21 protein-coding genes and 2 pseudogenes are annotated in these 25,448 nt (G+C 58.4%); 19 read left to right on the top strand and 4 right to left on the bottom strand.

All coding sequences use genetic code 11. The features are described 5' to 3' along the window. Positions 1 to 2: 2 nt before the first annotated feature. From NKI46_RS26955 to NKI46_RS26920, 8 genes are all read left to right on the top strand, one after another. On the top strand, positions 3 to 302 hold the full coding sequence (locus NKI46_RS26955; protein ID WP_023687351.1) for a ferredoxin family protein: 300 nt from the start codon (positions 3 to 5) through the stop codon (positions 300 to 302). 960 nt (positions 303 to 1,262) lie between these two features. Beyond that, a complete protein-coding gene (nifB, locus tag NKI46_RS26950; RefSeq protein ID WP_023708818.1) occupies positions 1,263 to 2,741 on the top strand; it encodes a nitrogenase cofactor biosynthesis protein NifB in 1,479 nt (492 codons plus the stop codon). Between the two features lie 31 nt (positions 2,742 to 2,772). Beyond that, positions 2,773 to 2,967 (top strand): 4Fe-4S dicluster domain-containing protein, encoded by a 195-nt coding sequence (locus tag NKI46_RS26945; protein WP_023672218.1) that lies wholly within the window; start codon positions 2,773 to 2,775, stop codon positions 2,965 to 2,967. A gap of 98 nt (positions 2,968 to 3,065) precedes the next feature. Then, the gene (locus NKI46_RS26940; RefSeq protein ID WP_023748899.1) at positions 3,066 to 3,371 is read left to right on the top strand and encodes a nitrogen fixation protein NifZ; all 306 of its coding nucleotides are present in this window, start codon (positions 3,066 to 3,068) and stop codon (positions 3,369 to 3,371) included. Positions 3,372 to 3,383: 12 nt separating this feature from the next. After that, positions 3,384 to 3,596: a putative nitrogen fixation protein NifT gene (nifT, locus tag NKI46_RS26935; RefSeq protein ID WP_023672220.1), complete on the top strand. Its 213-nt coding sequence runs from the start codon at positions 3,384 to 3,386 to the stop codon at positions 3,594 to 3,596. 32 nt (positions 3,597 to 3,628) lie between these two features. After that, complete coding sequence (locus NKI46_RS26930; RefSeq protein ID WP_023829769.1) at positions 3,629 to 4,522, top strand: SIR2 family NAD-dependent protein deacylase; 894 nt, start codon at positions 3,629 to 3,631, stop codon at positions 4,520 to 4,522. An 85-nt stretch (positions 4,523 to 4,607) separates the two neighbouring features. Beyond that, positions 4,608 to 6,476, top strand: coding sequence for an ABC transporter ATP-binding protein (locus NKI46_RS26925; protein WP_023829770.1), 1,869 nt, complete (start codon positions 4,608 to 4,610; stop codon positions 6,474 to 6,476). Next, positions 6,476 to 8,368, top strand: coding sequence for an ABC transporter ATP-binding protein (locus tag NKI46_RS26920; protein ID WP_023727113.1), 1,893 nt, complete (start codon positions 6,476 to 6,478; stop codon positions 8,366 to 8,368). Before NKI46_RS26925 ends, NKI46_RS26920 begins: the two co-directional genes overlap by 1 nt. 555 nt (positions 8,369 to 8,923) lie before the next feature. On the opposite strand, the gene NKI46_RS26915 is transcribed toward NKI46_RS26920, so the two are convergent. From NKI46_RS26915 to nifA, 3 genes are all read right to left on the bottom strand, one after another. After that, positions 8,924 to 9,964, bottom strand: a complete 1,041-nt coding sequence (locus NKI46_RS26915) for an LLM class flavin-dependent oxidoreductase (protein WP_081726232.1) — start codon at positions 9,962 to 9,964, stop codon at positions 8,924 to 8,926. Positions 9,965 to 10,052: 88 nt separating this feature from the next. After that, positions 10,053 to 11,192 (bottom strand): histidinol-phosphate transaminase, encoded by a 1,140-nt coding sequence (gene hisC / locus NKI46_RS26910; RefSeq protein ID WP_023829772.1) that lies wholly within the window; start codon positions 11,190 to 11,192, stop codon positions 10,053 to 10,055. A gap of 242 nt (positions 11,193 to 11,434) precedes the next feature. Then, entirely contained in the window at positions 11,435 to 13,198 is a 1,764-nt protein-coding gene (nifA, locus tag NKI46_RS26905; RefSeq protein ID WP_023685026.1) for a nif-specific transcriptional activator NifA, read from the bottom strand. Positions 13,199 to 14,355: 1,157 nt separating this feature from the next. Here nifA and NKI46_RS26900 point away from each other — a divergent pair. The 3 genes and pseudogenes from NKI46_RS26900 to NKI46_RS30985 form a co-directional block, all read left to right on the top strand. Beyond that, entirely contained in the window at positions 14,356 to 15,684 is a 1,329-nt protein-coding gene (locus NKI46_RS26900; RefSeq protein WP_023727109.1) for a dicarboxylate/amino acid:cation symporter, read from the top strand. A gap of 304 nt (positions 15,685 to 15,988) precedes the next feature. Beyond that, complete coding sequence (locus NKI46_RS26895) at positions 15,989 to 17,020, top strand: LacI family DNA-binding transcriptional regulator (protein ID WP_023672231.1); 1,032 nt, start codon at positions 15,989 to 15,991, stop codon at positions 17,018 to 17,020. Positions 17,021 to 17,311: 291 nt separating this feature from the next. Next, positions 17,312 to 17,539: pseudogene (locus NKI46_RS30985) on the top strand (IS1634 family transposase); the annotation flags it as partial. A gap of 80 nt (positions 17,540 to 17,619) precedes the next feature. On the opposite strand, the gene NKI46_RS26890 reads toward NKI46_RS30985, so the two are convergent. Then, entirely contained in the window at positions 17,620 to 18,645 is a 1,026-nt protein-coding gene (locus tag NKI46_RS26890) for a LysR family transcriptional regulator (RefSeq protein ID WP_023685028.1), read from the bottom strand. A 237-nt stretch (positions 18,646 to 18,882) separates the two neighbouring features. Here NKI46_RS26890 and NKI46_RS26885 point away from each other — a divergent pair, with 237 nt between their 5' ends. From NKI46_RS26885 to NKI46_RS26850, 8 genes and pseudogenes are all read left to right on the top strand, one after another. Beyond that, complete coding sequence (locus NKI46_RS26885) at positions 18,883 to 19,476, top strand: NodA family N-acyltransferase (protein WP_023694280.1); 594 nt, start codon at positions 18,883 to 18,885, stop codon at positions 19,474 to 19,476. Then, on the top strand, positions 19,473 to 20,132 hold the full coding sequence (gene nodB, locus NKI46_RS26880) for a chitooligosaccharide deacetylase NodB (protein WP_023672235.1): 660 nt from the start codon (positions 19,473 to 19,475) through the stop codon (positions 20,130 to 20,132). The genes NKI46_RS26885 and nodB overlap by 4 nt, the downstream gene beginning before the upstream one ends. A 13-nt stretch (positions 20,133 to 20,145) precedes the next feature. Beyond that, a complete protein-coding gene (nodC, locus tag NKI46_RS26875) occupies positions 20,146 to 21,504 on the top strand; it encodes a chitooligosaccharide synthase NodC (protein ID WP_023829773.1) in 1,359 nt (452 codons plus the stop codon). Between the two features lie 33 nt (positions 21,505 to 21,537). Beyond that, on the top strand, positions 21,538 to 22,146 hold the full coding sequence (gene nodS / locus NKI46_RS26870; RefSeq protein ID WP_023727107.1) for a nodulation methyltransferase NodS: 609 nt from the start codon (positions 21,538 to 21,540) through the stop codon (positions 22,144 to 22,146). 37 nt (positions 22,147 to 22,183) lie between these two features. Then, a pseudogene (locus NKI46_RS26865) lies at positions 22,184 to 22,417 on the top strand (carbamoyltransferase N-terminal domain-containing protein); the annotation flags it as partial. 54 nt (positions 22,418 to 22,471) lie between these two features. After that, positions 22,472 to 23,383: a nodulation factor ABC transporter ATP-binding protein NodI gene (nodI, locus tag NKI46_RS26860; protein WP_023685034.1), complete on the top strand. Its 912-nt coding sequence runs from the start codon at positions 22,472 to 22,474 to the stop codon at positions 23,381 to 23,383. Between the two features lie 3 nt (positions 23,384 to 23,386). Then, positions 23,387 to 24,175, top strand: coding sequence for an ABC transporter permease (locus NKI46_RS26855; RefSeq protein ID WP_023698293.1), 789 nt, complete (start codon positions 23,387 to 23,389; stop codon positions 24,173 to 24,175). A gap of 64 nt (positions 24,176 to 24,239) precedes the next feature. Beyond that, entirely contained in the window at positions 24,240 to 25,214 is a 975-nt protein-coding gene (locus tag NKI46_RS26850; protein WP_023685036.1) for a LysR family transcriptional regulator, read from the top strand. The last annotated feature ends 234 nt before the right edge of the window (positions 25,215 to 25,448 follow it).

Here is a 25,448-nt window from a genome sequence, read left to right as displayed (position 1 = left end):
ATATGACCAGCGCAGCGACGAAGTCACGTGTCGAGGACAAGCTTTACCAGAACCGCTACTTGGTGGATTCCGGCCGCCCGCACATCAAAGTGCGACCGCACCAGAAGCCGAGCGCGAATTTGCTCGCGCTGACCCACGTCTGCCCGGCGAAATGTTATGAGTTGAACGACAAGGGTCAAGTGGAGATCACTGCCGATGGCTGCATGGAGTGCGGCACCTGCCGGATTTTGTGCGAGACGAGTGGTGAGATCGAGTGGAACTATCCACGCGGCGGTTTCGGAATCCTCTTTAAATTCGGATGACCGGCGCACGCACACTTAAGGCGGCGATCATCCAGTACAGCTGAGTCTCGGCCATGCCATTTTTTGCTTTAATCGCCAATAAATGAAGAGAAATTGCACGAATACTGTTCTTGCATAATTCAGCCTCAGATAAAAAATGCAGGTTCACTCTGGACGACAACCGCTGAAGTCGTCTCTATGAGCCACCGGGCCGCAGATCGGGTCGACGAGGCCCTGAACCGCCCATCGAGCATGCCCTAAGCAGATACCCGCTCAGGGACTCTACGATATGTGAAGGTGCTGACCGCCCCGAGCGAGCTGGAGATTACGCTCGCCATACGCTGGCCAATTGTCGTGAACGTCCTGCCCACGTTTCTGCAGACGGGTAATTGAGCGATCGTCGTCCTGGACGCTGAAGGAGAGCCGGAGATTGCCGCCACTGCCGGCAATACCCACGCACCTCAATCAGGCACTCGCCGCCTCATATCACAGGCCGTAACAGATCAAGCGGATTGCGGCTGCCGGCCAGTCGCATCGGCGCCTCCGCAGCAAGGTATCTCCTCTTACGGCCGCATCCGAACCATGCCGCTTGTCGCCCGCATCTGACGGCACGCAACCGGCTGATCGACGCGATTGACTAGGCCGGTTGGGTTCTTCCAGGGCGGCTCGTATCCCTGGCCTCACGCCCTGGATAATCGGGTACGCCCTGCGCCGGCATGGTGTCAAGGTTAAGAAATTCGGGACGTCGTGATGACGTCAAGCGTAAGCAGCCCGGAGTGGTCTCGCTCACACTCTGCGCGCCCGAGGCTGCTAGCCTCGCGACCCTATTTGCTTGTCCACTGTCGTAAGCCCGACAAAGGTGTGTCGGAGCAATCCGAAGGAATCTGACACGAGAAGCCTATTCGTGAACCGAAACAGCTCTTTGAGCTGGCATAGCTCTTGCGCTTTGAACTGCGACATCACGCAGCAACGGAGCCGTTCATGTCTGCACCGGCAATTTCGCTTGAGAGCCTCAGCACGACATTCGGTGACCAGTTGCTTGGCACCATGAAACTCGGGGGCTGCGCGTCTTCGTCCTGCGGCTCGTCGACAAAGCCCGACGACACGGATCCGGCTGTCTGGGAGAAGATCAAGGATCACCCCTGCTTTTCAGAAGAGGCGCATCACTATTTCGCGCGTATGCACGTCGCGGTCGCGCCGGGCTGCAACATCCAGTGCAACTACTGCAATCGCAAATATGACTGCGCCAACGAAAGCCGGCCTGGGGTGGCCTCTGAAAAGCTGACGCCCGACCAGGCGCTACGCAAGGTGATCGCGGTCGCCAACGAGGTGCCGCAGCTTTCCGTGCTCGGCATCGCCGGACCGGGCGACGCCTGCTACGACTGGAAGAAGACGAAGGCGACCTTCGCCAGGGTCGCCAGGGAAATCCCAGACATCAAGTTTTGCATATCCACGAATGGGCTGGCGCTGCCCGACCATGTCGATGAGCTTGCTGACATGAATGTCGATCACGTGACGATCACGATCAACATGGTCGACCCTGAGGTCGGTGCAAAGATCTATCCTTGGATCTTTCACGATCATCGCCGCTACGTCGGCATTGAAGCCACCCGGATCCTGCACCAGCGGCAGATGTTGGGCCTGGAGATGCTGACCGCGCGGGGCATCCTCACCAAAATCAACTCGGTGGTGATCCCGGGCGTGAATGATGAGCATCTGATCGAGGTGAATAGATGGATTAAGGAGCGAGGCGCGTTCCTGCACAACCTTATGCCGCTGATTTCGGACCCGGCCCACGGCACGCACTACGGTCTGAGCGGGCAGCGCGGCCCAAACGCAATGGAGATGAAGGCTCTTCAGGATCGTGTCGAAAACGGCGCCCAGTTGATGCGCCACTGCCGGCAGTGCCGGGCAGATGCCGTGGGCCTGCTCGGAGAAGATCGTGGCCAGGAATTCACAGTCGACCGGATTCCCGGCGAGGTCACCTACGATGCCAGCAAACGCAAGGCCTATCGGGAGCTGGTCGCGGAGGAGCGCCGTGATCACGTCGAGGCTAGGAGAGAAGCGATCGGATTGGTCAAGGCAGCGAGCCCCGGCAAGTCCCTTCTCTTCGCGGTGGCGACCAAGGGCGGCGGCCGCGTCAATGAGCATTTCGGCCATGCGAAGGAATTCCAGGTTTATCAAGCCTCGCTGAAAGGGATCAGCTTCGTCGGGCATCGGAAGGTGGACAAGTATTGCCTTGGCGGCTGGGGCGCAGAAGCCGCCCTCGATGGCGTCATCGCAGCGCTTCAAGGCATAGATATCGTGCTGTGCGCCAAGATTGGAAATTGCCCGCAGGATCAGCTCGCGGAGGCTGGAATCAGAGCCACCGACGCCTGTGCCCATGACTATATCGAGACAGCAATCAGCGCGATTTACATCGCCGCATCTGGGACCCCCACACTCGCGGCGACGGCCTGAGCTGTCTCATTCATTCGGACCAGGAGTTAAAATGGCTTTCAAGATCATCGCATCCCAATGCACCCAATGCGGCGCCTGCGAATTCGAATGTCCTTCCGGCGCGATCAAGTTCAAAGGCGAGAGCTACGTGATCGAGTCACAGAAGTGCACCGAATGCGAGGGGGTCTTCGATGCGCAGCAATGTGCCTCGGTATGTCCGGTGCCGAAGACCTGCGTTCCTGCGTAACGGACATTGGACTGCCGACATGGTTGGGGGCTGTCTACGCAGGACGCCTGGAACGCCTTGTTCGGAATCTCAGCCGCAAGAGAAATCAGGGAACGGACATGTCGCTCGGACGCGAAGAGGAGATCGAAATCCGCAGGCCTCCACGATTCATGCCGGGAGAGCGGGTACGTGCCACTCGCCACATAAAGAATGACGGCACCTATCCTGGCAGGGAGATCGGCGAAAATCTCGTGCGGAAGGGGGACGAGGGATATGTGCGCGACATTGGCACCTTTCTCCAGCAGTTCTTCATCTATGCGGTCGAGTGGATCGACCGTGGCACCGTCGTCGGTATGCGAGCGCGTGAACTGATGAGCCTCGACGAGGCCGAGGCGCCCTGCAGTGCTGAAAAGCAATACCAATGAAGGGACGGCCAGATGAAAGTCATGATCCGCAGGACCGATGCTGGTTTGTCGGCGTATGTCCCCAAAAAGGACCTCGAAGAGCCGATCATCAAACTCGAGAAGGAAGAGTTGTGGGGCGGAACGGTCACGCTCAGGAACGGGTGGCGGCTCCTCCTACCCGATCTCCCACATGATACGCGTCTGCCGATCACCGTCGAGGCAAGGAAGATTTCCGAAGAGGGCTGATGCTGCCCCTAGGTGCGTCGCGAGGAAACGAGATGAACACGATCCTGACATCGGGCCACCTCGTCATTGTGCGGGACAGTTTTGCTGAAAAGCTGCTTGACCTGGCGAAGGAAGCGCTCGCCGCCGATGAGGTGATCCCCTATCTCGGTCCGGGTCTTCTTGAGTTGAACTGTGTGGAACCGCCTGTGCCGCATACCCCGGAGGTTGTTGCCGCGGCACTCAATGCACGGGCTCCAGCCCCTTCCAGGATCCGCACCAATATGTGGTCGGTTGCACAGTTCATCGAACAGCGCCGGCATCGCCGGACGCTTCAAGCTTGGATGACCGACATATTCGCAGCGCCGGTGGGGCCGACCCCCTTCCACGCCTGGCTCGCAAGGCTGCCACTCTCCCTCATCATCGACAGCTGGTATGACAGCGCGATGCGCACGGCTCTGGTAGAGACCGGCCGAACGGACGTCGTTGAGATACAAGGCGTCACGCGCGCGAATGAAATCGGCAACATTTGGACGAAAACCTACGATTTGTCCGGGAGGGAGCTCGACCCCCGATTGGGGGCCAAGACGGTTCTCTATTCACCTCACGGGAGTATTAAGCCCGCGCAAAACTTTCTCGTCGCAGATTCCGACTACGTCGAAGTCCTGTCCGAAATTGATATCCAGACACCGATCCCAGACGCTGTGAAGGAACGGCGCATCACCCGTGGATTTTTCTTCGTTGGCTGCCGCTTCAACGATCAGATGCTGCGCACCTACGCCAGACAGATCATGAAGCGCTCCCGCGGTCCCTATTGCACCGTAATGGACGCGGAAACCCTGACCAGAAACGAAGCGCGTTTTCTTGCGGCAAGCGGAATCACGGTGATCGACATGCCACTAAGTCAAGCGGCGGCTCGGCTTGTGGGAACGGGCACGGCTGCAGGTTGAGGACGGGATTAACAATGGCGGATGCCTTTGATGATGTCTGCTTCGGCTTTCCTCGAAGGCGCAAAATGCAGTCGGGAATACACCCGTGAACAGTGAAGCTGTCAGCGGCGCAACGAACGCACTGAATTCGTTGGCCCATGTTGAAGCGGCGCGCTGGGGCCGGGATTTGAGTACGCTGTTGCGCATCACGCGTATGAATCTGCGCCATCCGTGGCAGGTTGCCCTCGCTATGGGCTCGACGATCATGGCGGCAATCCTCCAGTTGCTCATTCCCCAGCTTCTCGGCCGGGCTGTCGACCAGACCCAGACAGCTATCGGGGGCGGTGTCGCGGGGGCTGCGGCAGGACAAGCGCTCTGGGCCCCGGCTCTCCTGCTGCTCGCCGTCAGCGCGCTACGCGGCGTTTTCACGATGGCGCAGAACTATTTTGCCGAAGCCGTCGGGCATCATGTCGCGTACGAATTGCGGCTCGCCTACTACGACAAGATCCAGCGTCTCAGCTTTTCCTTTCACGACCGGGCCCATTCAGGCGATCTGATAACCGCCGGAATGCTCGATCTCGAAGGCGTGCGGATGTATTTTTCCACCGGGCTCATGCGGGTGCTCCTGCTGACGATGCTGATCGGGATTGGCGCTTACATGATGATCTCGACCGATCCCGTGCTCGGCTTGGCCGCGCTCAGCTTCGTGCCTTTTGTCGCTTGGCGCTCATCGACCACACAGCTTAAGCTGCGCGCCACCTGGCTCGACCTCTATGAGCGCCTTTCGGTACTAAGCCGCGTGATGAAGGAAAATCTCGCAGGTATCCGTGTGGTCCGCGCTTTTGCGGCTCAATCCTATGAGATGCTGAAGTTCGACGGCGCTTCCAAGAACGCGCTCGACCTCGCCAACGATCTCGTTGACATCTACGTACCCAACACGTCGGCGATGACCTTGTCCTACTTTTTCGCAATGGGATTGGTGCTTGGGATCGGTGGCAACAAGCTCGTCGCTGGCGAGATCAGCGTCGGAACCATGGCGACCTTCCTGACCTTCATGACCATGCTGCAAATGCCAGTCCGCCAGATCGGTCTCATGGTCAATGCGTTTGCCCGCGCTTCTAGCTGCGGTTCGCGGCTTTTCGGTCTCCTCGATCAGGAGATCACCATCAGGGATGCTCTCGAGGCCAGACCGCTTGAGATAAGTGACGGCACTCTGCGCTTCCACAATGTCTCATTTGCCTACCCCAACGCCGAAAACCGCGCCATTCTGAAGAACCTCAGCTTTGAGGCCCGGAGAGGCGAGACGATCGCGATCGTCGGTCCGCCGGGTTCCGGCAAATCGACGATGGCTCATCTGGTCCCCCGCTTTTACGACGTGACCGGTGGCGCCATCACGTTGGACGGCCAGGACATACGCAATGTCACCCTCGAGAGCCTTCGCAAGGCGGTCGCGATTGTACAGCAGGATGCGTTCCTATTCACCACAACGATCGAGAACAACATCGCTTATGGCGATCCCTGGGCGAAGAGACAGCGAATTGAACGCGCTGGAGAATTCGCCCAGCTCCACGACTACATCCTCGGGCTCCCGGCAGGGTATGAGACGGTCGTGGGCGAACGCGGCGTTTCTCTCTCTGGCGGCCAGCGCCAGCGTCTCACGATTGCTCGCACCATGATGCTGCGCCCCTCCGTCATCATTTTCGACGACTCGATGGCCGCGATCGATGCCGGCACCGAGCTGCGCATTCGCGCGGCGATGCGGCGCTTCGCAAAGGATCGGGTGACGATCATCATCGCGCACCGGCTGAGTGCGCTTAAGCATGCCGATCAAATCCTTTTTGTCGATAACGGCGAAATCGTAGAACGCGGCACGCATGAAGAGCTTCTGGCGAAGCGGGGACGCTACAGGGCCCTTTACGATCTCCAGACGTGCCCGGGTGATAGCATTATTAGCCAGGATGGGGGCGCCCGCTGATGGACCAGGGCCGCGGCGAACTCGAAGCCGAACCTGACGACGGGAGACGCCCTCCGCGCGCGGTCGTCGGCTCGCACCGGATCGAGGAGGAGATGTTCGGCCGGGCTTTCGACAAGAGCATCCTCCGTCGCATCTGGGGCTTCGTCCATCCCTACCGGGCAAAGGTAGTTGTCACGATTGTCGCGATGCTGATCTTCACCGGGACGCAGCTTCTCATCCCCTTGATCATCCGCTACGCGATCGACCTCGGCATGAACCCGGCAAGGCCCGATCGCTCAGCCCAGCTTGCGGCCGTCGGCGCGTTCCTTTCGGCGATTTTGGTCAATTTCGCCGCCGGCTACATGCAGGAAGCCTTGGATGGGAAAATGGCCGAAACTGTCCTGTTCGACATCCGCCGCGCCATGTTTGGCCATCTGCAAAAGGTTTCGCTCTCTTTCATGGACAAGACCGAGGTCGGACGCCTGATGTCGCGCCTGCAAGGCGACGTTAACTCCATACAGGAGTTCCTGGAAACCTCGGTATATTCCCTAGGCGATGTTGCGCTTCTCTTCGGCATCGTTTTCGTAATGCTGTGGCTCGACTTTCGCCTCGGCCTCCTGACGCTATCGGTTCTGCCGATCCTGGTGATCGTCCGCATTGTCTGGTTGCCGCGTGCCCGCGACGCCTTCATGGCTGCACACGAAACCAATTCCGTCGTCAATGGCGCGCTGGCCGAAGCCATTCACGGCGTGCGGACCATACAGTCAATGGACCGCCAGCAGGTGAATTTCAGTCTTTTTGACGATCGGGCCCATGCCAACCTTAGGACCCACCTGATCGCTGCCAGATATGCACTGGTCATGGTGCCCATCGTCGATGGCATCACCGGCCTCGCCTTGGCCGCCGTTATTGTGGTCGGCGGCTCGATGGTCATGAATAGCCGTATAGATGTGGGCGTGTTGGTAGCCTACCTATTTTACATCCAGCGCTTCTTTGACCCGATCCGCTCACTCACCCTGCAATATTCGGTCATGCAGCGCGCCATGGCCTCAGGCAAGCGCCTGACGGATGTGCTCGACGTCAAGATCGATGTTAAGGACAAACCCAATGCCGAGGTGCTTTCGCCCGAAATGGACGGCTCGGTCGAGTTTAGGGACGTCACCTTCGGCTACGATCCGAACCGTTCGGTTCTGAAAAATGTCTCGTTCAAGGTCAATCCGGGCGAGACGGTCGCACTAGTCGGACCGAGCGGTTCTGGCAAATCGAGTGCGATGGCCCTGGTCCACCGCTTCTATGATGTTCAGCAGGGTCAGGTGCTGGTCGGCGGACATGATGTACGCGACCTCACCCAGGAATCGCTCGGCCGCCAGGTCGCCATGGTGCTGCAGGAGCCATTCCTGTTCACCGGGACGGTCTTCGAGAACATTCGATACCAGAAGACGGAAGCCACGCGCGACAAGGTGATCGAGGCGGCCAAGGCTGTCGGCGCGCATGACTTCGTCATGAGCCTCGCCGACGGGTATGAGACCCAACTTGGCGAACGCGGCGACAACTTATCTCTCGGCCAGCGCCAGCTTATCAGTTTCGCCCGCGCCCTCGTCGCTGACGCCAAGATCCTCGTGCTCGACGAAGCTACCGCCAATATCGACAGCTACACGGAATTGCAGATTCAGAAGGCTCTGATCAAGCTGCTTGAAGGGCGGACTGGCCTCGTCATCGCCCACCGTCTCGCCACGGTCCGGGGGGCCGACCGCATCATCGTGCTTCAGAATGGCCAAGTTATTGCGACTGGCAACCACGATGAGTTAATAGCCATGGGCGGCCTGTATTCCAAACTCTACTATCTCAACTACGCCTCCTTCGACGACCTTCCCGAACACGATACCACCGTCCAAGCTGGCTCTCAGACCTGACATCTTGGCGGCCTTGTGGTAGTGGCGTTGACTTTCGGGCGTGTCGGCAGACCACTCAGGCCACCGCATCCGGCCAGCAGCCAGCATTCAAGAACGAGCACTCCTCGCAATTCCTGAAGACCGGCTGCGAACGATTTCCTCCAGCATCGTATCCGACCGCGGTGCACCACCATCATCGGGCGAGCTCGCTGGAGGTGTTGGCTGGGCGTCGCAAAGCCGCTCGCGAGCGCGCCCTCAATAGCGCCGTAGCGAGTGACGGCTTTGCCACCGACGGGCCGCTGATGAAGCTGGATTAGTGGGCGCCGCACCGACGCCGCCCCGGGCGAGAAGAACCTCCTGCGGCTGGCTATGGGCAACGACTAGCGCCAGCGCGACGAGCAGACGCGTGCCGGCATCGTGACGCGCTCCGCTACCCTCTCCTTAGGATCGTGCATGTTCACACGATGGCCCAGACGCCAGCCAACGCACAAAGCTGGTATTCTGTGCCGCCTGCTCGTCGTCAGTTTGGCCTCCTCCCGATTGCCCGCCCCACCACGTGCAAGCTCGAGCACATGGTCAGCCAAGTCGAGCCATGATTTCGGATTGAATGGTCCTCGCGGTGTAAAGGGAAGCATCTAGCGGCAGATTTCCAAATGCCATTTGACAAAGCAGGTAGTTGGCACCTGCCTCTTCCAACTGATCTAGCAGAGCTTTTCGCACAGACTCTGCTGATCCTACCACGCACAATTCACTCTCGACTGCCGCATCGAAGGTCAGCGGCAAGTTTGGTGGAGTGGGGATAGCGTTAAGCTCGTAAAGGAATTGGAAGCTCTTGAGCCAGCGTGCGTAAGCAGGTGCCGCGAGCGAATAGGCATGTGTGTCACAACGCCCAATCACGACCATGCGGAGCAATCCGACAAATCTCCCTTGATCCTCCCCGCCTGCGTTGTCCTCTCGATAGGCGCGGAACGCATCAGTAGTTTTGCGAACAGAAGAGGAAGGTCCTACACACGCGATATTTGTTCCATTCGCAGCGGCCCAAGCTGTGGACTCGGGTCGATTGGCAGCGACCCATGTGGGCGGATGTGGACGCTGATGAGGTCTTAGCGTCAAAGGAACGTCATTGAGATCAAAATGGCGGCCTTGATAGCATAGCGTGCCGACCTCCCTCGAATTCACAAGTATTTGCATAAGAATTTCGCTGGCTTCGGCATAACGGCCCGGCACCGCGTCCGCACCAATCCCGAAGTAGCCCAATTCGGTCGGGAGAGCACCGCGCCCTATGCCCAGTTCGAGCCTGCCACCGCTCAACTGGTCCAGCATACAGATCTCTTCGAACGCACGCAGCGGATGATAAAGCGCAAGCAGCATCACCAAGGGTCCGAGACGCAAGCGCCGGGTGCGCTGGGCGACGCTCGATAAGAACAGATTCGGCGATGGACCTCTCCCATGGGGAGTACAGTGGTGTTCTGCGAGATGATAGGCATAGAACCCCAGCTGATCGCACGCCTCTGCTAATATCAGGCGATCTTCGTACTGCCGGCCTATATCGCGGCCATCCTCATCCAAATGATCGAAGATGCCGAAAGCCAGGTTTGAAGGAAAGACGTTTGTCACTCTTTAAGTCCCCGATTTTAAAAGCAGGCTGTTTTCTTGCTGGGATCACCAGCAAGTCGGAAGAGATGTGTGTGATCGCCGATTAGCGTCAGCGTAACGAAGAAGCAGAGCCTGACGCTTCCCTGCCTCTGGAGCTTGGCACCGTTAAGCTTCCAGCAATGTCGCCAGCGGCAGCAAGAAATTCATCCATCTGCTCTTTTGTGCCGATGCTGACGCGGATACAGTGTTCCAAGCCTTTGTCCGGAAAAAACGCGACAAGTATCTTTTGCCTCTCCAATGCTGCTTGCCACCATGAGCCGTCCTGTCCCGCGGGCACACGGGCCAGCAAGAAATTTGCGCGGGAGGGTGTTACGGAAAATCCGAGTTGCGATAGTGCAACTGTCACTCGCTCTCGTTCATCCTTGATGTGCTTGTGGTTGTCTGCGTAGGCGCCGCGATGCGCAAGCACGCTGATACCAACGGCATGCCCGATCACGTTCATGTTGAAGACGTTCTGGATGTTTCGCAGCCTTCCAATAATTTCAGGGTGACCGAAACCGAAACCGACGCGAATGCCGGCGGCGGCATAGCTTTTCGAGAATGACCTCAAGATCAGAAGGTTCGAATACCGGTTGATGAGGCGCAGTCCGTGATCGGGTGCAAAGTCGACGTAGGCCTCATCGAGGACAATCAAGCGGTCCGATTGTGCTACGAGGCGTTCGATATCGCTTATCGGGAGGAATGTTCCGGTCGGATTGTTTGGATTGGCCAACATAATAAACTTGGCGTCTTTTGCCGGACCAGAAAGCAATTGCTCCATTGGCAGGGAATGAGCTTGACATCCGATTTCGAGGAACTCAGCGCCCTGGAGCATGGCAAGTTTGCGGTTGAACGAAAACCCTGGCGACATCATCGCAACCTTGTCGCCGGGTGCGAGGAAAGCTCTGTAGATCAGTCCGAGCAGTTCAGATGACCCGTTGCCAGCGATGACCTGATCCCTGGAAACGCCATAGGCGCTGGACGCTGCTTCCCTCAGTCTGAAGTTATCGTCATCCGGATATAGATACTGGCGCTTGAGGGCCGCCACTGCACTTTGCATTATGATTGGCGGCAACGGAAACGGGTTCTCATTCGTATTCAGCTTGATAAAATTTGCGTCCGGCGCTGGTCCGTTGGACGGCAGAGCATCCAACTGTCGTGTCACTTGCGAAAGAGCCGAAAGCACAGTTTGCAGTTTTGCGTCGGACATATTGAACTCCGTTTCAGTCACACAGGGGCATCCGCATGAGCTCGCAACGAGAGCAACATGGCGGACGGGATTGGACGATGGCAGGGTTGCCTTTCACACAATGGTCGCAGCGCCGGCTGACATGGGAATTCAGCCACCTGTCCTCGGTCGAATCGAGTTGACGCGCACGCGGATCTGCATCGCTGCGCGGCGCCAAGGCGCCAAGGCGCTAAGCTGCTCAGCTCATGCCCAGGGTCATGCTTTCAAAGACGCTTGATCTCGACGCCGTATTTCCTCAGCACGTAGCCAATCTGGCGCGGGGTCAGCCCAAGCAAGCGCGCTGCCTTTGCCTGCACCCAGCCACATCTTTCCATGGCAGCAATGACGCGCTCTATATCGGGCGTCCTCGCGCCAATTGGGTGGGTTGCGCCGGCAAGTGGGTTAGTCGCGGCCGAACTGGCGGCCTCGTCCGGGGGCGTGGCCAAATTCGCTGACTCCGGCATGATCGGCGGTGGTTGCAGCGCGGCCTTGCCCGATCTGCACTTCCACAGCGCCTCGGCAAAGCATTGGCCTTGGGAGCAGGCAAAGTCGTTTCTCCCGATTGACAGTCCCTCGGCCAGGATCGCTGTCCGGTGCACGCAATTTTCAAGCTCGCGAATGTTGCCGGGAAACTCACATTTCATCAGCACTTCAATCGCACGCGGATCGAAGGTGAGCGTACAGCCGTTCTCGTCGTTGAACTTCTTGAGAAACTCAGCTGCGAGGAGCGGAATATCGCTGCGCCTTTGGCGCAATGCTGGTACCAGCAAGGGAACCACGTTGATGCGGTAGTATAGGTCGGCGCGGAACTCATTCCTTGCAACCGCCTCTTCCAGGTTCCTGTTCGTGGCGGCAATCACGCGAACATCGACCTTGATGGTCTGATTGCTGCCGACGCGCTCAAACTCCTGCTCCTGCAGCACGCGCAGTAGCTTTGCCTGGAACGAGGCCGAGATCTCGCCGATCTCATCCAGAAACAACGTCCCCTTGTCAGCGAGCTCAAAACGCCCCTTGCGGGAATTGAATGCGCTTGTGAAGGCACCCTTCTCATGACCGAACAATTCGGATTCCAGGACTGTCTCTGGGAGCGCTGCACAATTGAGTTTAACGAAGGGCCGCTTGGCGCGCGGCGACAACTCGTGAATTGCCTTGGCAGCCAGCTCCTTCCCGGTACCGGACTCACCTCGCAACAGAACTGTGGTTTTTGCCTTCGCTACGACCGCGATCTTCTCCAGCAGGGCGCTTATCGCCGGACTGTCACCAATCATCCCCTCGACGTGGACCTTTTTGCGCCGGGGTGCAGGGTGCTTAACATCAGAAAATTTCGTTTGCAGCCGATGTTCCAGCTCCGGCGTTCGCTCGCGGTCGACCGCGGAGAAACGATGCAACTTGACTGTCTGTCCCACCATGTTGGCAATCATGGTAAGCAACCGGACATCATCGTCGAGCCGATAGCTTGACCTGCTTTCCAAAACCCGGTCCAAAGTCAGCGCGCCTATGGCGTTCCCATCAACACGAATGGGAACGCCGATGAACGACACGGTGTCGGAGGCCCCAAGCACCTCGATATCAGCGGCAGTGAAGGTCGGATGCATCACTATGTCGTCGGCGACAAGCGGCGTGTCGGTCGTCACAATCTGGTCGATGGCGTTGCGCGGCAGGCGCGAGCGGGAGGGCTCATTGCCGTTCGTGCCGCAGCCGCTGGCCACTGTGATGTCCAGTCCGCCCTCGGCATCGCAGAGAGCGATGATGCCGTGCCGCATCTGCACAAACGAGTGCAGGAGATCGACTACCTTGGCCAACTTGAGTTCGAGCCGGGCGGCATCGGCGAGTACTTTCGATATTTCGAAGATGCCGGTTAGCGCGCGCTCGTGCAATGCCACACTCGCAGGATTCGTGTCGGACTTTGGACAACCCTTTATCGCATTCGGCAGCGATATGCCGCAGTCGCGGGCATTCTGTTCTGACTTGCTAATGTTGTGGTGCATGTGATCCTCGATCTCGCGCCATCAAATCTAGGCTGGCGGCATGTGCGCCGCGACATCGTGGGCACGCGCGAAAATGCTCCGACGTGAACTCGTGCCGCCGCCGTGTGGTCGAGTGCAAAGCGGGTCTAGCCCTGACGCATCGCTTGGCTACTCCCTCCACGAGGCTTGGCCATGTTATTGGCTTGCCCCGGGCAAACACACGTTGTTTTCAAAAGACTGGAGCGAGGCGGCATAGTCAATCGAGCTTTCTTTCATCTGTGAAAGGAAACCTCGCGGCCTATGATAGGATTCATCAGTTCTATCTTTGCGATGAAGCAGAAATACCTGGGCCGGCCATGCGTTGCCCGAGCGGCTGACCGCGCGGAGTGTAAATGCGGGGCCGTGCCATTCACCAGCGCCCGCGAAGGAGGGTCGGGAGCGATAATAACCGCCAACGGCACTGGTCGGTTGCGGCAACCGCCATCTTTCTCGAGTTGATCAGGCGGCGGCGATGTCGGGTGTGAAGGCGCGAAGCTGGCGTTGAGTACGACTTCCTAGGCGGTGCTCGCAACTTCTGAATCGCATCGTCGTGGTCAGCACCATCACCGGCCTGGGGCCGAAATCGGCGCACTCAATGAGCGTATCGAAAAGTCTGAACAGATTACGATGCGACCGCTTGAAAACGGCTGCCCCTGCTGCGGGCGTTGATTTGCAAAATGGGTCGTCCAAAAGGCCGTCCGAATTTATTCTGTGATTGCAGTGGCTGCATGGTCGTAGGCTGTCTAGAAACGAGCGCTTCCGAACAGGGGTAAGTTAGCCTGTCATCTGGACGGCCTTGAACAGGCGACCTATTGGTACGCGCTGGCGCCAACGATGGGGCCCGGTCCAAAGCCGGCCAACGAGGAACCCACCACGCTCTGTGCAGCAAAACCGCTAGCCAGAGGGATCGACCGGCGGCACTCTGCCACAGACCATCAAGGGCGTTGGGACCGCGGCCTTGCCCGCTGGTCTGACACCGCATTCCTCCATCATTGGCGAGCCCACATCAGTTCAGGTGATCGGATTCATCTGGCATGGGTATTGCGGCGGCGTTGGTGCAGCGTTCGACCGGAGCGCCGCGATAGGGAGAAGCCCGGGAGAAGTCACGCCACCTCGATCCGGTCAGGGAGAGAGAAACAGTGTCAGCTGCACAAGTCCGCGGCGCGAGTCCCGCGCCCCGCAAACCCTTGTACACCAAGCTCTACGCCCAGGTGCTTGCCGCCATCGCGCTCGGCGTCGCAATTGGCTATTTTTATCCGGAGACCGGCGAGAGCCTGAAGCCGCTGGGTGATGCCTTCATCAAGCTGGTCAAGATGATCATCGCGCCTGTCATCTTCCTGACAATTGCGACCGGCATTGCCGGCATGAACGATCTTCATAAGGTCGGCCGGGTCGCCGGCAAGGCAATGGTTTATTTCCTCACCTTCTCAACGCTCGCGCTGATCGTCGGCCTCATCGTCGCCAATGTCGTCCAGCCTGGCGACGGCCTGAACATCGATCCGGCCTCGCTCGATGTCCAGGCCGTGAATACCTATGCCGCAAAAGCCAAAGCGCAGTCGGTCACCGGCTTCCTGATGAACATTATCCCGCCAACGATCGTCGGTGCCTTCGCGGAAGGCGACATCCTGCAGGTGCTGTTCTTCTCGGTTCTGTTCGGCATGGCGCTTGCGATGGCCGGAGAGACGGGCAAGCCTGTCGTTTCCTTCCTCCAGGCGCTCATTGTGCCTGTCTTCAAGCTCGTCGGAATTCTGATGAAGGCCGCGCCGATCGGCGCTTTTGGCGCGATGGCCTTCACCATCGGCAGATATGGCATCGGTTCGGTAGTCAACCTCGCGATGCTGGTCGCGACGTTCTATTTCACCGCCTTCCTCTTCGTGTTCGGGGTTCTCGGCGCAGTCTGCCGTTACAACGGCTTTTCGATTTGTTCTCTCATTCGTTACATCAAGGAAGAGCTGCTGCTTGTCCTCGCAACGTCCTCCTCGGAGGCGGCGCTCCCGTCGCTGATGGAGAAAATGGAGAAGGCGGGCGCCAGGCGTTCGGTTGTGGGTCTCGTCATCCCGGCCGGATATTCGTTCAATCTGGACGGCACGAATATCTACATGACGCTAGCGGCTCTCTTCATCGCACAGGCGACGAACACGGATCTGTCCATCGGCGATCAGGTGCTGCTGCTGCTCGTAGCAATGCTTTCCTCCAAGGGCGCTGCAGGTGTGACAGGTGCGGGCTTCATCACCCTGGCGGCTACGCTCGCGGTAGTTCCGAGTGTTCCCGTTGCTGGGATGGCACTGATACTCGGCATCGACCGATTCATGTCCGAATGCCGGGCGCTGACGAATTGCGTCGGCAACGCAGTGGCATCCCTCGTCGTCGCACGCTGGGAAGGAGAGTTGGACCGAGCACAGATGAAAGCTGCCTTCAGCGGTCATCAGCTTACCGAGGCATCAAACCGGCTACCCTCCTGCAAGTAAGGTGGGCGGCCCACGACCTGTGAAGTCGCTTAGCTGGTCACATAACTGAACGACCGACCCGCAGCCTCTAAACGGCTCCTCACGGACCATGTATCAGAAGCGCTAAATGTGTGAGTGCAAATCGTCACCGCCCTTTAAGCGAATGAGCCTTTCAGTATACCCGGCCGGTTTACGTCTGCAATGATGTTCGTCCAACACGCTGTGCCCATTCGTATGGGGACGTCTTCACTTTGCCACCCGAAACCGAAACGCGTTAGGCGGACAGAGAGCCGGCCCGCGTCAAAAACCAATCAGAATAGGACCTATGACCAAGCGCCCCACAATTGCCGATCTCGCCCGCGAAGCCCGAGTCAGCGTAGCAACGATCGATCGGGTTCTGAACGCCCGCCATCCGGTGCGCGAGGAGACCGCGCGGCGGGTCCACGACGCCGCCCAGGCGATCGGCTATCATGCTGCCGGGCTAATCAAGCAGCGGTTGCGGCGAGACCTACCGCACTACCGTCTGGGCTTCATCTTGAGAAAACCGGCCCAGCATTTCTACCAAGATTTTGCGCGCGAGGTCGAAGCATCGGTCAATTTGGCCCAGTCCTTCCACGGCATTCCGCTCGTCGAATTCGCCCCGTCACATATGCCGAGCGACCTGATCGCGCCGCTCAAGGAGTTGGGCGCACGCTGCCATGCAATCGCGATGGTGGCACCGGACCACCCGAAAATCACAGCAGCGGTTGAGGACCTCAAGGCCAAGGGCATTCCGGTTTTCTCGCTGCTTTCCGACTTCGCCGCCGGCGTGCGACAGGGGTATATCGGCCTCAACAACCGCAAGGTGGGGCGCACGGCCGCTTGGATGGTGTCCAAGGTCGCAAAACGGCCCGGCAAAGTGGCGGTGTTTGTCGGCAGCCATCGTTTCCAGGGGCACGAGCTCCGTGACGTCGGCTTTCGCTCCTATTGCCGTGAGAACGCGCCCACGTTCGAGGTGCTGGATCCGGTCATGAACCTCGAGAAACGGCAGATCACCTACGAGGCAACGCTTGATCTCATGCAGCGGGAGCCCGAGCTCGTCGGCTTCTATGTCGCCGGCGGCGGCATGGAGGGCGCCATCTCCGCGCTCCGAGAAGAGGGCAAAAGTCGGGATCTCGTCGCGATCGTGAATGAAATCACACCTGAGTCTCGGGCAGCGCTTGCAGATAACATCGTCACGATGGCGGTCGCCACGCCAATGCGCCGGCTTTGCCAGGAGCTGATAACGCTGATGACACGGGCTATCGAGACCGGCACCGCTGAAACACCCGGACAGACATTTCTGCCGTTCGACATCCATCTGCCGGAAAATATATGAAGGCGGAAGCGCGAGGTAGATTGCCTAGATCCGCAGCGTCAACCTCCACCGGCTTCACTTGCCAACATGCCCCACGTTCTCGTGCAGGGGGTGTGGTCAATGATCCCGCACGGCAAGAGCCGAGCGAGGCCAGCACAGTCCATTTGGGGTCGACCTCGTCGACCGCCATCTCCTCGCCTGGCTGCACGTGAAAAGCCGCGGCACAGCCGGCAAGGTAGGAATTTAACCGGGCTAACCATCTTCTGGGACTTCGCACGCAAATCGAGGCGGCAGTCAATTCAGTAGCAGCCCGGGCGTGTGTTCTGCTCGTTCCGGCCCCTCGCACTTAGCAAGGAACTGCGCCGCTCTGCCGGGCCAAAGGCCCGACGCCCGAAGGGCAACCGCTCCTACGCGATCGCGTCCGCCTCCAGAAGCCGCCATCGAAAAGAATGCTCGCGTCGTCACCACCTACGGCCAAAGCGGGCAATCAAGGCAGCTGGCATCACTCTGCCACACATCCTCGACGAGCAACTCGCCTGAGATCAGCCCCAGAACGTAGGTAACACGCGCCGCGCCGGCGCTTGTCGAACATGCTGATCAGCCTGTCTTACAGGCGGTGATTAGGTGGGGCTCAACATCTTCCGGGACTTCGCACGCGATTTCGAGGTGGCAGTCGGTACCAAGAAACGAAAGGTCGGATCGGCGTGCCCGAGACGCTCAATGATTTCAGGCAAAGGCGCCAGGCGAGATGCCTCCTGCAACATCATTTCCCGCATCCACATGCTTGCCGGATCACTATTGTGAAGCTCAGGCCATTGGACGGCTTCCGTGAATGCAGGAGGAGGAAGTGGCGGCGGAAGTTGGACAATCCGCAGGGGTGTTGTTTTTGCGAAATGCTGCGCCAGCCGTAAGGGCATGGTCCCGATGCGGTTGGTGCCTGACAGGACGGGCGGGATCAGGCTAAAGCCCTGTACGACAACTTCGATACGTCTCTCGAAACCGTGCTCGAGCAAATACCATTCCTCCATGGTGGGCTGCCGGGTGTGCCTGAATTTGAGCACAACATGTCCCATGCACAAGTATCGCTCGAATGTAAGTGGCTCCGACAGCTGCTTGTTCGTGCCGCAGCCTACGCCTACGAGCTTATCTTCGAACAGGGCTGCGCGAGGATGTTTCGACATGAACACTTCCGGCATGATTAGAAAATCAACGTCGCCGCGCCGGAGAAGCTCCTCGGGGTCGTCGCAAATAGGCAGACATTCAAAGCGAACGGCGGGAGCTTCCCGCGCAGCGCGCTCTACTATCGTCCTAAAAAATACGAGCGTGATGTAATCGGAAAGCATGATTCGGAAGAGGCGATCCGATTGGGCCGGGTTGAAGGCGTCGGGGGAAATAATCGATAGCTGGATGTGCAGCAATGCATCCCGGACTGCTGGAGCGAGCCCGTCGGCGCGCGGTGTCAAAATGAGCTCGCGGCCGTTCATCGTAAATAGCTCATCGTTGAAATAGGCGCGTAACCGAGCAACGGCGGCGCTCATGGCCGGCTGGCTCAGGTTGATACTGCGAGCCGCGGCAGTGACTTTACGCTCCCTCATCAGAGCGTCCAGCACAACGAGGAGATTTAGATCCAGCCCTTTAAAACGCATGTCATGTTCTATCCAACGTGTGGATGCGTATCATTCAAACAATCAATTTTACGAATTTACGAGCCATGCATTAGAGGAACGTAAATGAGCGACGTCAAGCTCAAATCGACGACACGGGCCGGAACTTCGAGAGAGTGTCTGGCTCACCTTCGCCAACGACAACGGCTGAGTGCAGCCAACAACGCCGCTTTGGTCGAGTAATGCGGCCGCAAAAACCAATATGAAGAGAGGTCCTGAATGCGCCATCAGGTGCAGTGGAAGTTGTGCTGGGAAAACGAGTTGCAGCTCTCCGATCACGTTAAGCTCGCCGAGTTCTTTCGTGATACGTACGGGCCGACTGGGGCGTCCAACGCAGAACCGTTCGAAGGTAGTCGAAGCTGGGCCGGAGCCAGGCCTGAACTCCGCGTAATCGCCTATGATTCAAGCGGTGTAGCGGCTCACATGGGCATACTGCGCCGTTTCATCAAGGTCGACGCGGTCGACCTGTTGGTGGCTGAACTGGGCCTGTACGGGGTACGTCCGGACCTTGAGGGTCTGGGAATCGCCCATTCAATCCATGTCATGCTTCCAATACTGCAGGAGCTTGGCGTTCCATTCGCTTTCGGAACGGTCAGGGACGCGCTGCGGAATCATGTTGAGAGGTTCGGACGGCGATACAGCCCTATGGCCGTTTTGTCGGGAATTCGCGTGCGCTCCACCCGACCAGAGGCCCGCCTCGACCTGCCGCCCACACGCATCGATGACGCACTCACAATTGTTCTGCCAGTTGGACGGCCGATCAGCGAATGGCCCACGGGCACGATGATAGATCGGAACGGACCAGAGCTATGAGCCGGTCCGATTGCTTGTACGAAGTGCGCCGTGAGTGCTCTGACGGCACCGGCCGTCGAAGCGTTTATCTGACGTTTGACGACGGTCCCAATCCACTTTTCACACCGGAGATTCTCGACGTGCTGGCAGAGCAGCGAGTGCCGGCGACTTTCTTCGTCATCGGCGCCTACGCCTTAGAGCACCCATATCTAATCCAACGGATGATCGCAGAAGGGCACGAGGTAGGCAACCACACGATGTCTCATCCGGATCTGTACCAATGCGGTTTCGGCGAAGTGCAACGTGAGGTCTTTGAAGCGAACGACGCCATCATGAGAGCGTGCCCGCAGGCCTCGGTCCGCTTTGTTCGCGCGCCCTACGGCGCCTGGAGCGAAGAAGTCTGCACAGCATCACAGATCGCCGGGCTGGCGGCCCTTCATTGGTCCGTCGACCCTCGAGATTGGTCTCGCCCTGGAGTCGAGGCGATTATCGATAAAGTGCTCGCCTCCGTCCGGCCGGGCGCAATTGTACTCTTGCACGACGGATGCCCTCCCGGCGAGTTGAGCCAGGGCGCTCACGCCGGCATGCGCGACCAGACGGTCACGGCGCTGTCCCGGCTGATTCCAGCACTGCGTGAGCGCGGATTTGTAATCCGCTCACTTCCTCAACATCACTGAACAACGAGATCCCATGACTCTTCTTGGTACAACCAGCACTGTGGCCATTTCGCTTTATGCACTGCTCTCGACTGCCTATAAGAGCATGCAAGGGCTTTATGCTATGCCGACAAAGGATTCGTCGGGGTTGGAGGTTCTCGTCGGCTCCGACAAACTGCCCAGCGTGGATGTCATCGTCCCCTGCTTCAACGAGGATCCGCGCACGCTTTCAGAGTGCCTGGCTTCCATTGCAGACCAAGAATACGCCGGAAGACTTCGGGTCTATTTGGTTGATGACGGTTCTGGAAATCGCGAAGCCTTAGGAACTGTCCACGAAGACTACGCGCGCGACCCCAGGTTCGACATCATTTTGCTTCCCGAGAATGTTGGAAAGCGCAAGGCGCAGATCGCCGCGATACGACGCTCATCAGGGGATCTGGTGCTTAACGTTGATTCAGACACGGTACTCGCGCCCGACGTCATTTCCAAGCTTGTACCGAAGATGCGAGATTCAGCGGTCGGCGCAGTCATGGGTCAATTGACGGCCAGTAACCGAACCGAGAGCTGGCTGACCAGGCTGATAGACATGGAGTACTGGCTGGCTTGCAACGAGGAGCGCGCGGCACAGGCTCGCTTCGGTGCCGTTATGTGCTGTTGCGGCCCATGTGCCATGTACCGCCGGTCTGCGCTCCTTTTGTTACTGGACCAGTACGAGTCGCAATTTTTTCGGGGCAAGCCAAGCGACTTCGGTGAGGATCGCCATCTCACTATCCTGATGCTGAAAGCAGGCTTTCGAACCGAATACGTTCCGAGCGCCATCGCGGCCACAGTCGTTCCGAACAGACTCGGACCGTATCTGCGCCAGCAACTCCGTTGGGCACGAAGCACATTCCGGGACACGCTGCTTGGGCTGCGCTTGCTGCCTAGCCTAAATAGCTATCTCACGTTGGACGTGGTCGGACAGAATCTCGGCGCGCTACTCCTCGCCCTATCGGTATTAACGGGCCTCGCACATTTCGCACTGACAGGCACTGTGCCTTGGTGGACAGGACTGATGATTGTGTCCATGACCATGCTCCGATGCAGCGTGGTAGCATTTCGTGCTCGACAATTTCGATTTCTTGGCTTTTCGCTGCACACGTTCATCAACGTCTTTCTCTTGCTTCCGTTGAAGGCCTACGCGCTGTGTACCTTGAGCAATAGCGATTGGCTGTCGCGAAGCTCTGCTGTCGCTACATCGAACACTGGGGGAAAACAGGCCCCCACCCAAGCTCCGATCACTGGTTCCAGCAGGGCAGAACTCTCGCCCCATTCGGCTCCGCTTCGCAGGCTCAATCTTGCGCGGGATTCTTCGGAATTAGTCCTGTCGGACAACATTTGCGGCGACGACTGACCGCAATACCTAATGGACGAGAGGTGCACGAGTTTGACCCAGAACGTGAATCATCAGTTGCTTGATCGGGAATTGGCCGCTGACGATCCGTGGCGCCTCGACGGCAATCCATTCGAGCGGAAGCGCCACACGCAAATGCTCCAGCTGGCGCTTGCCCAAGGCTCCATTACAAATGCCCTCGAAGTCGGGTGCGCTGCCGGCGCATTCACGGAAAAACTAGTCCCCTACTGCCAAGGGCTCACCGTCATCGATGTCGTGGCGCAAGCGATTGCTCGAGCACGTCAACGGATAAAGGAGCCGTCGCGCATCAACTGGATAGTCTGCGATGTTCAACAGTTTTCGACCGACGAGTTGTTTGACGTGATCGTTGTGGCGGAGGTCCTCTACTACCTCGGAGACATAGCCGAGATGCGCGCGGCCATCAAAAACCTGGTGCGGGTGCTTGCGCCAGGCGGGCATCTGATCTTCGGATCGGCAAGGGATGCTAATTGCCGTCGCTGGGGTCACGCCGCTGGTGCTGAGCCGGTCATCGCCATGCTGAACGAAACGTTGATCGAGGTAGAGCGGCTTGAGTGTCGGGGCGAGTCGGTCAACGAAGACTGCTTGCTCGTCCGTTTCCGGAACCCGATTTCCGCTTCCTGATGAATCTCGAATCTATCGCCGTTAACGTGGAGACACTATGCGCATCTGTGGTACCAAGCTGACCCATGATGGGGCGATCGCCCTGGTCGAGGATGGACGGCTCGTCTTCTGCGATGACCAGGAAAAGCGGCACAACGATCCGCGTTACCAATCCATCGATAATCTCGACGCAATTGTCGCCGCTTTAGCGGAGCAGCGGCTAGATCCTTGTGATGTCGATCAGTTCGTTATCGACGGCGGGGATGGCGAAGACGAGTTACAGTTTCAGATCGGCAGGGAACCAAGCAACCGCCAGTTTTGTCGTCCCGCTCGGTAAAATGAACCCATGTCCATGATAGCGATCGACCTTACTGACGTAAGCAAAACTTATGACAAGCTCGTTGTCGACAGGCTGTCGTTCCGCGTTGCGGCGGGGGAATGCTTCGGGCTCTTGGGACCGAACGGCGCGGGCAAAAGCACGATTGCGCGTATGGTCCTCGGCATGACATCGCCTGATGCGGGGAAGATTACTGTGCTCGGCGCTCCAGTGCCGGCGCGCGCGCGTTTGGCACGTATGCGCATCGGCGTGGTCCCGCAGTTCGACAATCTTGATGCCGCGTTCACTGTACGCGAGAACCTGTTGGTGTTCGGGCGCTACTTCCGGATGAGCAGACGCCAGATCGATGCGGTCATACCATCGCTGCTTGAGTTCGCCCGCCTCGAGAACAAAGCGGATGCGCGCGTCGCCGAACTGTCCGGCGGCATGAAGCGGCGCCTGACGCTCGCGCGTGCGCTCATCAATGACCCGCACTTGCTGGTGATGGACGAGCCGACCACCGGCCTCGATCCGCAGGCCCGCCACCTGATCTGGGATCGGCTGCGATCGCTGCTGGCGCGGGGCAAGACCATTCTTTTGACTACCCATTTCATGGAAGAGGCCGAGCGGCTGTGCGATCGGCTGTGCGTTATGGAGGAGGGGCGCAAGATCGCCGAAGGTCGCCCGTCCGAACTCATTGACGAGCAGATCGGCTGTGACGTGGTCGAGGTCTACGGCGGCAATCCGCATGAACTGGGTGCGCTGATCCGGCCGTACGCACAGCGCATCGAGGTGAGCGGTGAGACGCTTTTTTGCTATGCACCCGATCCGGAGCAGGTGCTGGCGCAGCTACGCGGGCGCACGGGTCTACGCCTTCTGCAGCGTCCCCCCAATCTCGAGGATGTGTTTTTGCGGTTAACCGGGCGCGAGATGGAGGACTGAACAATGGGCGAACGTTATGCGGCGGGCATGCCCGCCAATGCGTGGAATTGGGTCGCGGTTTGGCGCCGCAACTATCTTGGATGGAAGAAAATCGGGCTTGCATCGGTTCTCGGCAACCTCGCCGATCCGATGATCTATCTGTTCGGTCTCGGCTTTGGCATCGGAACAATGATAGGTCCTGTTGAGGGCACTTCGTACATTGCGTTTCTCGCGGCTGGCATGGTTGCCACAAGCGTGATGGCATCGGCGACCGCTGAAACGGTCTACGGGAGTTTCGGCCGCATGGGCGACCAGCGCACCTGGGAAGGAATGCTATGCACTCAGCTGACGCTCGGCGATATCTTACTCGGCGAATTGGCGTGGGCAGCCACGAAGGCCCTCATGGCGGGCACAGCAATCACTATTGTTGCCACCACGCTCGGCTACGCATCGTGGCCATCCATCCTCTGCTTGCTGCCAGTCATCGCTCTCAATGGCCTCGCCTTCGCGAGTCTAGCGATGGTCGTCACGGCGCTTGCGCCCAGTTATGAATATTTCATATTTTATAATACGCTTGTTATTACACCCATGCTGTTCCTTTGCGGCGCGATGTTTCCGATCAACCAATTGCCCGGCGCTTTTCAGTATGCTGCCTCCTTATTACCGCTCGCACATGCAATCGACCTCATTCGTCCAGCGATGCTTGGCCGTCCGATTGACAAAATGGGCCTGCATATCGGCGCGCTTTGCATATACACAGTTTTGCCCTTCTTCTTTTCGATTGCTCTTTTTCGTCGAAGGCTGATGCGTTGACGCTACTCACCATTCGAATTGAATGTTTGGTCGCAACCCATTCACACGCCGCCTAGATCAAGACATGCGTTTTAAGGGACTCGATCTGAATCTCCTCGTTGTGTTGGACGCTCTGGTCAGGGAACGTAAAGTCACCGCGGCGGCCCGCAGTATTAACCTGAGCCAGCCGGCAATGAGCGCCGCCGTTGCTCGGTTACGCGCCTATTTCAGCGATGAGCTATTTACGATGAGCGGCCGCGAGCTCATTTTGACGCCTCGCGCTGAGGGGCTCGCCCCAGCAGTCAGGGAGGCATTGCTGCACATCCAGCTATCGATTATTTCCTGGGACGCCTTCAACCCAGCCCAATCGGATCGTCGCTTCCGGATTATCCTTTCCGATTACATCACGCTCGTATTTTTTAAGAAGATCGTAGAACGTGCTGCGCGGGAAGCTCCCGCCGTCCGCTTTGAATGTCTCCCTATTTCCGACGATCCCGAGGAGCTTCTCCGGCGCGGCGACGTTGATTTTCTGATCATGCCGGAAGTATTCATGTCGAAACATCCTCGCGCAGCCCTGTTCGAAGATATGCTCGTGTGCGTAGGCTGCGGCACGAACAAGCAGCTATCAGAGCCACTTACATTGGAGCGATACTTATCGATGGGGCAGGTTGTGTTCAAATTCGGGGACACCCGGCAGCTCTCCATGGAGGAATGGTATTTGCTCGAGCACGGTTTCGAGAGACGCATCGAAGTTGTCGTACACGGCTTTAGCCTGATCCCGCCCGTTGTATCAGGCACCAGCCGGATCGGGACCATGCCCTTACGGCTGGCGCAGCATTTCGCAAAAACAACACCCCTGCGGATTGTCAAACTTCCGCCGCCACTTCCTCCCGCATTCACGGAGGCCGTTCAATGGCCTGCGCTCCACAATAGTGATCCGGCAAGCCTGTGGATGCGGGAAATGATGTTGCAGGAGGGATCTCGGATGATTCCTCTGCCTAAGAGCACCGGACGTCTCAGTTGTCCCCAAATTGAGAAACTGCCCCCCCCTCGACTATGAGAGGAGGCATGGATGGCGATCCCCCGCCGCCTGCGACCCCGCAACTGCTCAGCAGAAGGGCGGAGCGAACGAGAGTGAATCCATTTCGTAAATGTGTGCCTATCCAAGCAATCGATTTCTGCAATTGTCCGATGACGAATATGAACGCGCCTGAAGGTGTGGAGGCGGAAGCCTGTTCGGGCCCTTGCGGCCGACCACGATGAATCCCTTCCAAACCTTCAGCCGGACGGTGTT

Source organism: Mesorhizobium sp. M0615 (assembly GCF_040320805.1).
In the GTDB taxonomy this organism is placed as follows: Bacteria; Pseudomonadota; Alphaproteobacteria; order Rhizobiales; family Rhizobiaceae; genus Mesorhizobium.
This window is presented reverse-complemented; position numbering and strand designations above follow the sequence as displayed.

Excerpts from the sequence above, each read along its gene's own strand:
- NKI46_RS26885 (WP_023694280.1), top strand. The coding sequence starts at position 18,883 with ATGCGCCATCAGGTGCAGTGGAAGTTGTGCTGGGAAAACGAGTTGCAG.
- NKI46_RS26930 (WP_023829769.1), top strand. The coding sequence starts at position 3,629 with ATGAACACGATCCTGACATCGGGCCACCTCGTCATTGTGCGGGACAGT.
- NKI46_RS26940 (WP_023748899.1), top strand. The coding sequence starts at position 3,066 with ATGTCGCTCGGACGCGAAGAGGAGATCGAAATCCGCAGGCCTCCACGA.
- hisC (WP_023829772.1), bottom strand. The coding sequence starts at position 11,192 with ATGTCCGACGCAAAACTGCAAACTGTGCTTTCGGCTCTTTCGCAAGTG.
- nifT (WP_023672220.1), top strand. The coding sequence starts at position 3,384 with ATGAAAGTCATGATCCGCAGGACCGATGCTGGTTTGTCGGCGTATGTC.
- nifB (WP_023708818.1), top strand. The coding sequence starts at position 1,263 with ATGTCTGCACCGGCAATTTCGCTTGAGAGCCTCAGCACGACATTCGGT.
- NKI46_RS26895 (WP_023672231.1), top strand. The coding sequence starts at position 15,989 with ATGACCAAGCGCCCCACAATTGCCGATCTCGCCCGCGAAGCCCGAGTC.
- nodI (WP_023685034.1), top strand. The coding sequence starts at position 22,472 with ATGTCCATGATAGCGATCGACCTTACTGACGTAAGCAAAACTTATGAC.
- nodC (WP_023829773.1), top strand. The coding sequence starts at position 20,146 with ATGACTCTTCTTGGTACAACCAGCACTGTGGCCATTTCGCTTTATGCA.
- NKI46_RS26850 (WP_023685036.1), top strand. The coding sequence starts at position 24,240 with ATGCGTTTTAAGGGACTCGATCTGAATCTCCTCGTTGTGTTGGACGCT.
- NKI46_RS26920 (WP_023727113.1), top strand. The coding sequence starts at position 6,476 with ATGGACCAGGGCCGCGGCGAACTCGAAGCCGAACCTGACGACGGGAGA.
- NKI46_RS26890 (WP_023685028.1), bottom strand. The coding sequence starts at position 18,645 with ATGCGTTTTAAAGGGCTGGATCTAAATCTCCTCGTTGTGCTGGACGCT.
- nodB (WP_023672235.1), top strand. The coding sequence starts at position 19,473 with ATGAGCCGGTCCGATTGCTTGTACGAAGTGCGCCGTGAGTGCTCTGAC.
- nifA (WP_023685026.1), bottom strand. The coding sequence starts at position 13,198 with ATGCACCACAACATTAGCAAGTCAGAACAGAATGCCCGCGACTGCGGC.
- NKI46_RS26955 (WP_023687351.1), top strand. The coding sequence starts at position 3 with ATGACCAGCGCAGCGACGAAGTCACGTGTCGAGGACAAGCTTTACCAG.
- NKI46_RS26855 (WP_023698293.1), top strand. The coding sequence starts at position 23,387 with ATGGGCGAACGTTATGCGGCGGGCATGCCCGCCAATGCGTGGAATTGG.
- NKI46_RS26945 (WP_023672218.1), top strand. The coding sequence starts at position 2,773 with ATGGCTTTCAAGATCATCGCATCCCAATGCACCCAATGCGGCGCCTGC.